We start from the raw sequence: 12,499 nt of genomic DNA on the forward strand, positions 1-12,499 counted from the left end.
AAAACTCCAGGAAGAGCTGTATAGAAAGAATATTTGTCACGTTGAGATGGCCGAATAATAGAAGTTTACGGCATGTTGGTGACAATCGCCCTGCCGATGCCATTGAAATCAGACAAGATCAATCGGCAAATTCGGCGAGCTTTATTTTTACGGATAGAAAATCGCGCCATGCAAAGCGTTTTTGCGCAGGCGTACGCAAAAGGGATTCGGGATTAAGTGTCGGCATGACCGGAATTTCAATCCCCGACGCAGTTTTATGGATTTTCCAGTTGCCGCGCATACGTACGATGCTTTCGGTAGCGCCCGTGAGCATTTTGCCAGCAGGCCCACCCAACGCAACAAGCACTTTGGGTGCGGCAAGCTCAATCTGCCGTTCGATAAACGGGCGGCATAATTCCGTTTCCAGTGGTGTAGGCGTGCGATTTCCTGGAGGACGCCACGGAATTGCATTTGCGATATAGACGTTTTCGCGCTTGAGCCCGATGGCTTCGATCATGCGATTGAGAAGCTGCCCGGACTTGCCCATGAAAGGTAGCCCCTCCATGTCTTCGTCGCGCCCGGGCGCTTCACCGACAAACATGATGCCAGAGTTAGGATCGCCATCGGAAAAGCAAAGACTTTTGGCCGTGGATTTGAGGTTGCAGCCATCAAATCGTGCAAGATTTTCACGCAACTCTTCTAACGTCGAAGCCTGCATTGCTGCCATTCGGGCAAGCTCAATCTGAGCGTTGTCGGGCACATCAGATGCAGCCTGCACGGGCCGGCTGGTCGGGGAAGGAGTAGCCACAGCACGTGGCTGCTGTTGCGGACGCTCCGATTTTGAGCTCGGAGGCGGCGCTTCTACAGTCTTTGCAACCGGCAAGGGTGCTGCAAAACGATCGATAGACGTTTCAGAAAGCGGCATGTCAGCGCCCGCTTCCGCATAAAAGCGAAGTAAGCCTTCCATATCCAGCATTTCACGATCATCGTTCATTCATACACCTCACCAAATCAGGTGACGAATTTTGGCCATGAATGCAAGAGCAAGGCGTATAATTCCGGTTCATAGAGTGCTTGGGCGTGCAGAAATACCCATTGCATCACAATAGCCCACAAACGGCTCAATGTACTTTTATGTTTGACGTTTACGTTAAGGTCAATATTATCATGACTGTTGTCGCTTTGATTTTGGACAATTGGACGCATATGCGACAGTCTTTAACTCTGCGAGAGGGTAGTGAGGTTAAGGGAAATAGACCTCTCGATATGGTTTATCGCCATTCGCGATAGGTTCATGAGCAAAAAACAATTGGATGCATCACCCGCGCTGAAATAGTGAGGGGAATGTAAACCAGACGGAGGCACGAATGTCTGAAGCGATTGAGCTTCCCGAACGCGAAAGCATGGAATTTGATATTGTTATTGTTGGCGCTGGCCCTGCTGGCCTTGCTGCGGCAATTCGTTTCAAACAGATCAATCCTGAGCTTTCAGTCGTCGTTCTTGAAAAGGGCGGGGAAGTCGGCGCTCACATTCTGTCAGGCGCAGTCGTTGATCCAAGCGGGATCGATCAGTTGCTGCCCGGCTGGCGAGACGAAGAAGGTCATCCGTTCAAGACGCCTGTGACGGCTGATCATTTCCTTCTGCTTGGGCCTGCTGGCTCGGTGCGTTTGCCTAATTTCGCCATGCCACCATTGATGAACAATCATGGCAATTACATTGTGTCGCTCGGCAATGTCTGCCGCTGGTTGGGCACAAAGGCCGAAGAACTTGGCGTTGAAATCTATCCGGGCTTTGCTGCGACCGAAGTGCTTTATAACGACGAAGGCGCTGTGGTTGGTGTTGCAACCGGCGATATGGGGGTCGAACGCGATGGTTCGCACGGCCCAAACTACACGCGTGGCATGGCGCTGCTTGGCAAATATGTGCTGATCGGTGAAGGCGCGCGCGGTTCTCTAGCCAAGGAACTGATCGCCAAGTTCAAACTTGATGAAGGCCGCGACCCAGCCAAGTTCGGCATTGGCCTCAAGGAACTCTGGCAGGTTGATCCATCCAAGCATAAACCAGGTCTGGTGCAGCACTCATTTGGCTGGCCGCTTGATATGAAGACCGGCGGCGGCTCGTTCCTCTACCATCTTGAAGACAATATGGTAGCGGTCGGCTTTGTGCTGCATCTCAACTATAAGAACCCATATCTCGCACCATTTGAGGAATTTCAGCGTTTCAAGACGCATCCGGCAATTCGCGACACATTTGAAGGCGGCAAGCGCCTGTCTTACGGCGCGCGCGCAATCACCGAAGGCGGCTTTCAGTCGGTGCCAAAACTTTCCTTCCCCGGCGGCGCATTGATTGGCTGTTCGGCAGGTTTTGTAAATGTGCCACGCATCAAGGGCAGCCATAATGCGGTTCTGTCGGGCATTCTTGCCGCTGACAAGATCGCGGAAGCGTTGGCTGCTGGCCGTGCCAATGACGAGCCAATCGAGATCGAAAATAGCTGGCGTGACAGCGCCATTGGTAAGGATCTCAAGCGCGTTCGTAACGTTAAGCCGCTGTGGTCAAAGCTCGGAACAGTTGCCGGTGTAGCCCTCGGCGGCCTTGATATGTGGACCAACCAACTCTTCGGCTTCTCGTTCTTTGGCACGCTTAAGCATGGCAAGACCGATGCGCAGAGCCTTGAGCCCGCCGCAAAGCATAAGAAGATCAACTATCCGAAGCCGGATGGCGTTCTGACCTTTGATCGTCTGTCATCAGTGTTCTTGTCGAATACCAATCACGATGAAAACGAACCAGTGCATTTGCATGTCGCTGACATGAAATTGCAGCAGACATCGGAACATGATGTTTTTGCTGGTCCATCGACGCGTTACTGCCCGGCAGGTGTTTACGAATGGGTCGATGCCGATGGCAACTCGGCGGCTGACCCGCAGGCCAAGGATGTTCGCTTTGTGATCAATGCGCAGAATTGCGTGCATTGCAAGACATGCGACATCAAAGACCCGAACCAGAACATCAACTGGGTTCCGCCACAAGGCGGCGAAGGACCAGTTTACGTAAACATGTAATGTTTATCGGAACTGTGTCCGTCTCGCCCGCCGTCCAAGCATTTCCAGTAAAAGTGCGGAGCGGTTTTGCGTAGGATAATGCGTTTCAAAAATGTTGGCGAAGGACCAGTTTACGTAAACATGTAATGTTTATGGGAACTGTGTCCGTCTCGCCCGCCGTCCAAGCATTTCCAGTAAAAGTGCGGAGCGGTTTTGCGTCGGATAATGCGTTTCAAAAATGTTGGCGAAGGGCCAGTTTACGTAAACATGTAATGTTTATGGGAATTCTAAATATAAAAAAAGGCGGTTTAAACCGCCTTTTTTTATTGCAACATAACAGACTGAACTTCGGTTTCGTCCTGTCGCACAGGAAGCGGGACGGAAAATTCGAGCCGTATCGGGAGATGATCGGAGCCTACTTCCTCGCTTGAGGCTGCAACTGGCGTTTCTATCTCAGGACTAACCAGAACCTGATCGATTGGCAGGCCGATAAACGGCGCAAGCTTTACGGGCAGTTTGCTTGGCATCCATGTGCCGCCAATGCCTGTAATTGCCTTTGTACCAGATGCTTTTTCCAAGCGATAAACGCCATTGCTCCATGGGGTGGCATTGAAATCGCCTGCGATAATTGAAGGGCCATTAAACTTCTGCAAGTCCGGCAAAATCCGGTCGATGATGGAGGCTTGTTCAAAAGGCCAAGGCAATGCCGAATGATAGGTTGCCACATTCACATTTGTGCCGCTGAAATCGATGGCAGTCACAGCAAGGCGACCATCACCAAGGCAAGTCTGCTCGCTGTTTTCGACGAATGGGCGGCGCGAAAGAACCCCGACTAACATATTGTTTGCGTCATTGCGGCAGTCGAAATGATAAGGATAGGTCCCCTTCAATATATCGATCCACATGGCCCAATCGGGACCGGCCTCCTGATAGGTGATCACATCGGGCTTTTCCTGTGCAACCATTTGCAAAAGGCGCTTTGGCTCAGAATTATTATAACGCAGATTGATCTGCACGAGACTATAGCGCGCTTCAGATGCGGTCACATTGGCCTGTGCCGCAGTTGATCCATCAAGCAGATTACGCGCTGCGCCCAATGTCGTGCTGAAAGCAAGGATCGCAAAAAGCAGAATCATCGCACCTTCACGCCGCATTTTGGTGAACAGAAGCGGCAGCGCAAGTAAACCCATCAGAATGGCGAGATGTGGCCTAAAATGCGCGAATGAATCGAGCGCTGGATGCGCTGATCCGAGAAAACCAAGCACGAGCGGCACTGATACCAGCACGACGGTGATCAGGAGAGAAAAGCAAAGGTTTTCGTGGCGTTTTGACATGAAAGGCGATTAGCTACTGATTGCGGCGTGATGATGGAGATGAGGGCAGTGGGGCAAAAGGTAATTTAGGGCAGTATGTAATCGCGCAATCATACTGCCCTAACCGTCACTGAAACGCCGTTTCGTAAAAGCTTCTAAGCTTGCGCGAATGTAGCCGTTCATCTGGCATAGCGGCGATTTTTTCCATCGCACGAATGCCGATCTGCAAATGCTGCGCGACTTGCCGTTTATAGAAGTCGGTGGCCATGCCGGGCAGCTTCAGCTCGCCATGCAAAGGCTTGTCGGAAACGCACAGAAGCGTGCCGTACGGAACACGGAAGCGAAAGCCATTGGCAGCGATTGTCGCCGATTCCATATCGAGTGCAACCGCACGAGCCTGAGAGAGACGCTGAACCGGGCCGCGCTGGTCACGTAGTTCCCAATTGCGATTGTCAATGGTTGCGACAGTTCCGGTGCGCATGATGCGCTTGAGATCATAGCCCTCAAGGCCGGTGATTTCCTCAACCGCTTCTTCGAGAGCCACCTGAATTTCCGCAAGTGCTGGAAGCGGAACCCAAGCCGGAAGATCGTCATCGAGAACGTGATCCTCGCGCATATAGGCATGCGCCAAAACATAATCGCCAAGCTGCTGGCTGTTGCGCAGTCCTGCACAATGTCCGAGCATCACCCATGCATGCGGACGCAAAACCGCAATATGGTCGGTGATCGTCTTGGCATTGGATGGGCCGACGCCAATATTGACCATGGTAATGCCGGAATGGTCAGAGCGCTGCAGATGATAGGCCGGCATTTGCGGCATTCGTTGCAGCGCGATACCGCTGCTTGGAGCAGTTTCGCCCGCAAGCGTTATCGCATTGCCCGGCTCGACAAAGCTTTCATAACCGCCGCCGCCCTCTGCCATAAGCTTGCGCGCATAGGTGCAGAACTCGTCGATATAGAACTGGTAGTTGGTGAACAGAACGAAATTCTGGAAATGCTTCGGGCTGGTTGCTGTGTAATGCGAAAGTCGATGCAGTGAGTAGTCAACGCGCTGCGCGGTGAAAGGTGCCAGAGGCATCGGTTCACCGGGAATCGGATCAAAATCTGCATTGACGATCTTATCATCAGTTGCTGCCAGGTCCGGTACATCGAATAGATCGCGCATCGGATGCGTGAAGGCATTGGCAACCGACGCCTCCACATAAGTGCCTTCCATAAACGCAAAATGGATAGGAATAGGCGTTGCCGATTCCCGCACCGTGACGGTGACGCTATGATTGCGCATCAAAAGGCGGATTTGCTCGTTGAGATAATGGTCGAACAGATCGGGTCGTGTGATTGTCGCCGAATAATCACCTGGCATAGTCACATGACCAAAGGCCAGACGTGTATCCACATGCGCGAAGCTCGACGTCGAGAGGCAGATTTCAGGATAAAATGCCCGATAACGCTGCGGACGCACCTCTCCACGCGCGAGCTGCTCAAAAGCTTTGCGAAGGAATTCCGTATTGCGATCATAAAGTTTGCGCAGCGCGACCACAGCCGCGCTGGCATCTGTAAAAACTTCGGGCTCCATAAATGGAGGCGTTTTAATTTCCATGAGGAATGGTTGTTCGATTCGCTGTGTCATGACCTAGTATAGCAAAGTCCGCGACAGTAACATGTCCCACTTTATGCACTTCGTTGTAGACTCACATAAAGCACAAGGCCTGCGCCACTCATCTGTGTCTTTTGGCCGATTTGCGTATAGGCAAATGTTGCTGCAGGCCCGGTGAAAACGGCTGCAAAAAGAAGAACACGAAGCGCAATGCCTGTCGAAAGACGCAAACGAGAAATCATAACTTATCGTCTCCGCTCACATGCTCCATATGCATCGCGGTGATCGGCCCAACAACGGGTTGATCGCGATAGATATAGTATTTCTGATCAACGAAAAGACCAGCAATGATCGCAAAACCTGCGATCATCAGGCAGACTATTGTTACGCGCCACAGCAGCATAATTCCCCCGATTATCAAATGTGCTTATTCAATGTCTCAAAGTGACACGAAGCACCTGAACCGCTTCTGACGTTCACGTTCATCCACCGTTCAAAAATATTGAAGCTTCATTAATCAACGCCGTTTGCTCTTGTGCCTAAGCACGCTGGGCCTATGTTTAAGCCTCATTGCAAAAATGAACAAAGCCAAGAAAGCGGGAGACGATACCCATGGCCGAGCAGACAAAACCTATCGAGCTTTACTATTGGCCGACGCCAAATGGTTTCAAGGTCAGCATCATGCTGGAGGAGCTCGGCGTTCCTTATGAGGTCAAATATGTGAATATCGGCAAGGGCGATCAGTTTCAGCCGGACTTTCTCAAAATCGCGCCGAACAATCGCATGCCAGCAATTGTCGACCCTGAAGGTCCGGGCGGCGAGCCGATTTCAGTCTTTGAATCTGGAGCCATCCTGCAATATCTCGGTCGCAAGTTCGACAAGTTTTATCCCGCTGAAGAGCGTAAGCGCGTTGCCGTCGATGAATGGCTGATGTGGCAAATGGGTGGCCTTGGACCAATGTCAGGTCAGGCGGGTCACTTCCGCAATTATGCGCCAGAAAAGGTGCAATATGGCATTGATCGCTATACCAATGAAGTTAATCGTCTCTATGGTGTGCTGAACCATCAGCTTGAAGACAAGGATTATATCGCAGGCGAATATTCCATTGCTGACATGGCTAGTATTGGTTGGATCAATGCTTACAAAAACTTTGACCAGAATCTGGATGATTTCCCAAACCTCAAGCGCTGGCATGAAATCATGAATGCGCGCCGTGCTGTGCAGCGTGGCATCTTGCTTGGTAAAGAAGAGCGGGAAAAGTCCAATCTTGCCGATGACAAGGAAGCGCAGAAAATCTTGTTCGGTCAGAAGGCCCGATAAATCAAAAAGGCGGTCGAGAGGCCGCCTTTTTTATGAACTGTCATTGCCGCGTAAGGCTTTCGCTTTTGCAGATCAAACCACCCATCACACAGCCGGAAAGGGACAGAGTGTTGCCTTTTACACTGGCTTTGCCGGTATAGGTTTTGCCTTCGTCCAGCTTATTGACTTCGCCTTTGTAGGTGCCATCTTTGCCTGACATTGAGCCAATCGACTTGCCTTTATATTCGCCCGTTTGCACGGTGCCGCAATACTTGCCGCCAGCACAGGCTGCATAGCTTATGATCGTGCCGTTCGGACGCTTCCATGTGCCGACGATAGCCTCATCAGCAAAGGCAGGTACTGCAAGCCCGGCGCTCAAAGCAACGGCAGCTGTCATTCCCAAAAACAAATTACGGATCATGCATTCCTCCCAAAATGCGGCAAGGCACACAGCCTTGCATAAAACTTACGCAAACGTAAACGTAATCGAGTTTTGGTGAAAGCGGAAGAGGGATAATGTGCGTGCCGCAGGAATGTTTCTTACGCTATCAATCTGCGCCATGGTTATCATCTGGTTTAAAGCTGACGAACGCCAAAATCCCGTGATGTTCTAAAAATGCAGCAATCCTCGGCATTTGGATGTTTAACAAATCCCCAAATTTACACCTTGTTTGCATTTCGTTGTCGCGTTGTTAAGCATCTGGTTTAACGTGCATTTTAGTCCTGTAGTCTATCTTTAAGACTATGAACGGAACGACAGATCCGACAGTTCTGCGGCGGCAAATCAAGTCGCGGAAACAAAGAGCGGACGGTTCTCGGGATTTAACAGGGATAAAGAAAATGACACAGTTTCAGAGCGTTACACAGCACAATAATTCGGGTCCTCAGGATCGCATCCTTCTCGAGATGGGTTTGAAATACGCTATTGGCCGGGACTGCGAAATTGACGTTATTGAAGCACATAAGTGGCTCAATATTGCTGCAATTCGAGGCAATCAGAAAGCCGAACGTATGCGTAATCAGGTTGCAGCAACCATGAGCAAGACCGAACTTGTCGCAGCCCTGCGCAGTGCCCGCGAGTGGATGACTTCGCATTGATACACTATATTGGATATATGCCGGGCTTTGTGGGGATTTTAACTCTGTTCCAATAAAAATGGGACAAGAGCATGTAATTACTGTATATTTACTTTGCATAGCCAAAATACGTAACGCATGAAGAATGACAGTCAGAAATTTTGTATTGTAGATAGTGTTAATATTAAGCAGTTGATTGACAGACAACTTGCCTCATATCAAACTTAGTAGAGAGTGCGGGCTTTTCGCTATAGTGATTAATAGCAGATCAGATGGTCTGTAAGTCGCGAATAGCTCTCCGCAAATGGCAACGATCGAGTTCAATAGTCCGTATCCGACAGGGAGCGACGAGATGTCTATTCGTACTTTCACAGCATTGGCTGGCACCGCCATCATTATGGGCGCTTCTGCCTTTGTTTTATCATCCCCCGCCAGCGCACTGACGATGAAAGAGTGCAGCGCGAAGTATCAGTCAGCTAAAGACGCTGGAACGCTTGGCGACGTAAAATGGAACGATTTCCGTAAAACACAATGTGGTGACGATGCAGCCGCAGCTCCCGCAACACCCGCTGCACCTGCAAAGAAAGCCGCCGTACCGACTAATAATGCCGCAGCTCCCGCTTCAGATGATGCTGCTAAGGGTCTGACGATGAAGCAGTGCAGCACGAAGTATCAGGCAGCGAAAGATGCCGGTACGGATGGTGGTGCAAAATGGAACGATTTCCGTAAAGCCGAATGCGGACCAGGCGCTGACGCTGTTGCACTTACCACCGATGGCAATTCAGAACCTGCGGCACCAACTGCTGCTGCTCCGCGCGGGGTGAAATTTCCGAGTGCTGTTTCTGCCAAGTTTTCAAGCGAATCTCCCGGTAAAGCACGTATGCATACTTGCCTTGAGCAGTATCATGCAGCCAAGGATGCAAATGCACTTGGTGGTTTGAAATGGGTGCAAAAGGGTGGCGGTTATTACAGCCTCTGCAATGCACGACTGAAGGGTAATTCTTAAATTCATATCTGAAACGGCTTATAAGTCGGTTTGAACTTACACCGTTTGAGAGAGAAGGGGCTTTGCTGATCAGCAAAGCCCCTTTTTTATTTACTTATGATTTTGTTTAGTTTCTTTTGAACCAGCAGCTAACGCCTACGATGAGCCAGCCAAGAATCATCAGGCTTCCGCCCGTAGGAGCTGCCATAGGAAACAATCGGTTCCCCGTCATATCGCGCATAAACAGATCGCCGCAAAACATCGCCAACCCTGCGATCAGCACAGCGCCACCAATATTGGCCACACGGCTGTTTGGAATAATCAGTGACAAAACCAGCAGGGCAGGCGCGTGCCCCAGCAACATCGGAGCTATAGTGCCAAGATGATTGTCACCGCCATGTGCAGCACCAGCATAGGCGGCAATGGCCAGAGCACCGCAAAGACCTGCAAGCGTGCCAAACAAAACATTGCGAGGCTGACTATAGTGCTGAGTCGACATATATTTTCTCCGCTGTCAGGCGATTTTCAAAGCATTTCGAGCATTGGCGATTGCTTCCGGCAGCGCTGCTTCGAACATGTCCAATTGTTCACTCACACCGACACTGACGCGAATGCAGCGATCAAGTACAGGTGCTCCGGGCTTGCGGACGAAGATGTCGCGTTCTATCAGTCCATTTAGAATGGCTGTTGCGAAGCTTCCGTCAAGTCCACAATCAATGGTAACGAAATTGGTGGCCGAGGGGATAGGCTTTAACCCATGCCGTTCTGCGATTTTTGCGATTCGATCCCTGCCAGCGCGAATTTTGCCAACCACATCGCGCAAATAATCCTGATCTTTCAAGGCCGCAATTGCAGCCGCCTGCGCAATCCGGCTGACGGCGAAATGATCGCGGACCTTGTCAAAGGACTTAATTGCATCGGCGCATCCGACAACATAACCCACGCGAATTCCGGCAAGTCCGTAGGCTTTTGAAAAAGTACGCATGCGCAGAACATTGGGACGGTCGAGTTCAAATGCAGGGAAGGCGGATGCCGGACCGGTTTCGCTATAGGCTTCATCAAGGATCAGCATCGTCGTTTTCGGGAGGTGCTCGATGAATGCTTGAATTTCTGTCCCTTCATGCCATGTACCCATGGGATTATCGGGGTTAGCTATATAAAGCAGTGCCGGGTTTTCCTCACGTGCTTTGTGGATCAGAGCGTCGAGATCAGGCTTGTCCTGATTGTAAGGAACTGTCAGCAAATGTCCGCCGAAACCCGCCACGTGATAATTGAATGTGGGATAGCCACCGAGCGAGTTGATGACCCTGTCGCTTTGCTGAACATATTGCCTGACGACCAGCCCGAGCAAAGCATCGACGCCCGCACCGGGCATGATGTTCTCAGGCTTTACCTGATGATGCGCGGCAATTGCATGACGCAGTTCATGGTTTTCAGGATCGCCATACTTCCAGACCTCAGAAGCTTCTGCTTGTATGGCGTTGATGACAGACGGGGCGGGCCCAAAGCTGCTTTCATTCGCACCGATGCGTGCTGAGAAAGGCCTTCCGCGCTGCAATTCCAGTGTTTCTGGGCCAATGAAAGGTACGGTGGACGGGAGGCTTTCAACGAGCGGTGTAAGACGAGGCGATGCCATTTTACTTCCAATTGATTTCGTCGTGAGCTTGAGAATAACTGTGGAGAAGCTTTGTCATCCCACAAGCTCCAGGGACAAGCACTTTCACCACGCATAACAATTTCGGCAAGCTTCTGCCACTGACTGATTTAAAATGGACCTCAATTTTTGCTGCGTTTTTGCTAGTGAATCTCCAAAACTTTCACACATGAATCAAGGTCATGGGTGGCGAGATGGGCGTAGCGCATCGTCATCTGCAAAGTCTGGTGCCCAAGCCACATTTGGACGCGCCGAATATCAATGCCACCCCGCACCAATCTGGATGCACAGGTATGACGCAGAATATGCGGTACGACTTGGTCATCTGTTCCGAGTCCCACCTCAAGCTTGGCGTCGTTCCATATCTGGCGGAATCGAACCTGATTGAGCATTGAGAAGGGACCCTTAAGTCTTTGACGTTCAATCGCAGTCGCTTTTCTCGCACGACGGGTCAATGGAACGGTCCGGCTTCTGTTAGATTTTGTGAGCCAGAACGTAACACGCTGGTCTTGGGCGTCATTCCAGGTCAAACCGATTGCTTCTCCGAGACGACAGCCGGTGTCGACGAGAAAAACCGCTAATCTATAACTGTCTTCGCATCGGACCTTGATAGCAGAAAATAGTCGTTTTTCTTCTTCATGTTCGAGAAAACGAATGCGGCCCACACGCTCTTTCTGTCGGACAAATTCCGGCAGGCTGTAAATGTCCCCCATTTTATTCGCCTTTCGCAGCAGTTTGCTCAACGCAGCCATCTTTCTATTGATGGTTGCGTTGCTGTTACCGCGCTCGCGAAGCGAACCTATGACAGAGTCCAGCATTTCCTGATCAAAACCTGAAAAGCGAACGCCTTTCAAAATCTCGTCAATCTCACCCAGAAACGATTTAACGTTATACTTGTGCGAGCCGTCATCCCAGAGAATGTTGATATACTTTCCTGCCAGTTCAGCCAGCGAGAATTTTTCGACAATTCTGTGCTTCTGATTCCTGACAGACGTATATTCCAGATTATAATCGATGATTGACGAATACGTATCGCCACTATCGATCGTCGTGCCCCCAACGATGATCATAGCAAGTCCCCCACATTTTCATGGAGAACACACTTAAAGAATTTAAAAATAAAGCACAAGATAAGCAAGCTAATATTAGTCGGAGACATATTATGATCCTCTAAAGACCCCTTTGCCCCCTTAGTTCGTTCCCGTAACTCTTCATTTTGCTCATTCGAAATCCCCATTTCGAAAGAACATAGGCTCAAGCTTCTAAAAGCGCTTGGGATGCTCTGACGCCAACAATTAGGGCTGGCGTCAGTCGTTTATATTAGACGTCTATTAAAATGAGCGCTGGAAGCGGATGATGCCGCCGAAAGCGTCCTTGTTATACGCACGACCGTCTGCGAAAGCCGGATGATCACTATCCCAACGAGTATAGGTGACTTCTGGAGTGATGGTGAAGCCTGGAACCAACTGATAAGCAACGTTTGCTGCGATTGCGGTCTTGCCCCAATCTTCATATGCGCCTTGAAGGTTGAAGGTAGCCTTGTCGGTTGCCTTGAAC

The 12,499-nt window shown here is 50.5% G+C and carries 14 protein-coding genes; 4 read left to right on the plus strand and 10 right to left on the minus strand.

Annotated elements, in window-relative coordinates:
- Positions 1-118 precede the first annotated feature (118 nt).
- Positions 119-973 (minus strand): uracil-DNA glycosylase, encoded by an 855-nt coding sequence (locus CEV31_RS08670; RefSeq protein ID WP_094506664.1) that lies wholly within the window; start codon positions 971-973, stop codon positions 119-121.
- Positions 974-1,346: 373 nt separating this feature from the next.
- Between CEV31_RS08670 and CEV31_RS08675 the strand changes: the two genes are divergently transcribed.
- Positions 1,347-3,038 (plus strand): electron transfer flavoprotein-ubiquinone oxidoreductase, encoded by a 1,692-nt coding sequence (locus tag CEV31_RS08675; protein WP_094506665.1) that lies wholly within the window; start codon positions 1,347-1,349, stop codon positions 3,036-3,038.
- Positions 3,039-3,340: 302 nt separating this feature from the next.
- On the opposite strand, the gene CEV31_RS08680 is transcribed toward CEV31_RS08675, so the two are convergent.
- From CEV31_RS08680 to CEV31_RS21080, 4 genes are all read right to left on the minus strand, one after another.
- On the minus strand, positions 3,341-4,351 hold the full coding sequence (locus CEV31_RS08680) for an endonuclease/exonuclease/phosphatase family protein (protein ID WP_094506666.1): 1,011 nt from the start codon (positions 4,349-4,351) through the stop codon (positions 3,341-3,343).
- Between the two features lie 106 nt (positions 4,352-4,457).
- Positions 4,458-5,960, minus strand: coding sequence for an AMP nucleosidase (locus CEV31_RS08685; RefSeq protein ID WP_094506667.1), 1,503 nt, complete (start codon positions 5,958-5,960; stop codon positions 4,458-4,460).
- Between the two features lie 41 nt (positions 5,961-6,001).
- Positions 6,002-6,169, minus strand: a complete 168-nt coding sequence (locus tag CEV31_RS21075) for a hypothetical protein (protein WP_169717320.1) — start codon at positions 6,167-6,169, stop codon at positions 6,002-6,004.
- A complete protein-coding gene (locus CEV31_RS21080) occupies positions 6,166-6,330 on the minus strand; it encodes a hypothetical protein (protein WP_169717321.1) in 165 nt (54 codons plus the stop codon). The genes CEV31_RS21075 and CEV31_RS21080 overlap by 4 nt, the downstream gene beginning before the upstream one ends.
- 209 nt (positions 6,331-6,539) lie before the next feature.
- Between CEV31_RS21080 and CEV31_RS08690 the strand changes: the two genes are divergently transcribed.
- Positions 6,540-7,247, plus strand: coding sequence for a glutathione S-transferase N-terminal domain-containing protein (locus CEV31_RS08690; RefSeq protein WP_094506668.1), 708 nt, complete (start codon positions 6,540-6,542; stop codon positions 7,245-7,247).
- Positions 7,248-7,287: 40 nt separating this feature from the next.
- On the opposite strand, the gene CEV31_RS08695 is transcribed toward CEV31_RS08690, so the two are convergent.
- Complete coding sequence (locus CEV31_RS08695) at positions 7,288-7,647, minus strand: DUF2147 domain-containing protein (protein WP_094506669.1); 360 nt, start codon at positions 7,645-7,647, stop codon at positions 7,288-7,290.
- A gap of 419 nt (positions 7,648-8,066) precedes the next feature.
- Here CEV31_RS08695 and CEV31_RS08700 point away from each other — a divergent pair, with 419 nt between their 5' ends.
- Both CEV31_RS08700 and CEV31_RS08705 read left to right on the plus strand, forming a co-directional pair.
- Positions 8,067-8,324, plus strand: a complete 258-nt coding sequence (locus CEV31_RS08700; protein ID WP_094506670.1) for a sel1 repeat family protein — start codon at positions 8,067-8,069, stop codon at positions 8,322-8,324.
- A 331-nt stretch (positions 8,325-8,655) separates the two neighbouring features.
- The gene (locus tag CEV31_RS08705; protein ID WP_094506671.1) at positions 8,656-9,309 is read left to right on the plus strand and encodes an antifreeze protein; all 654 of its coding nucleotides are present in this window, start codon (positions 8,656-8,658) and stop codon (positions 9,307-9,309) included.
- Between the two features lie 106 nt (positions 9,310-9,415).
- Here CEV31_RS08705 and CEV31_RS08710 read toward each other — a convergent pair whose 3' ends face one another.
- From CEV31_RS08710 to CEV31_RS08725, 4 genes are all read right to left on the minus strand, one after another.
- On the minus strand, positions 9,416-9,787 hold the full coding sequence (locus CEV31_RS08710) for a DUF423 domain-containing protein (RefSeq protein WP_094506672.1): 372 nt from the start codon (positions 9,785-9,787) through the stop codon (positions 9,416-9,418).
- Positions 9,788-9,802: 15 nt separating this feature from the next.
- On the minus strand, positions 9,803-10,924 hold the full coding sequence (locus tag CEV31_RS08715) for a pyridoxal phosphate-dependent aminotransferase (RefSeq protein ID WP_094506673.1): 1,122 nt from the start codon (positions 10,922-10,924) through the stop codon (positions 9,803-9,805).
- A gap of 161 nt (positions 10,925-11,085) precedes the next feature.
- Positions 11,086-12,012: a tyrosine-type recombinase/integrase gene (locus CEV31_RS08720; RefSeq protein WP_094506674.1), complete on the minus strand. Its 927-nt coding sequence runs from the start codon at positions 12,010-12,012 to the stop codon at positions 11,086-11,088.
- A gap of 261 nt (positions 12,013-12,273) precedes the next feature.
- Positions 12,274-12,499 (minus strand): porin (locus CEV31_RS08725; protein ID WP_210190902.1); only part of this gene is annotated, 226 nt, incomplete at its 5' end.

Origin of the sequence: Brucella thiophenivorans (assembly GCF_002252445.1) — a bacterium.
GTDB classification, from domain to species: Bacteria; Pseudomonadota; Alphaproteobacteria; order Rhizobiales; family Rhizobiaceae; genus Brucella; species Brucella thiophenivorans.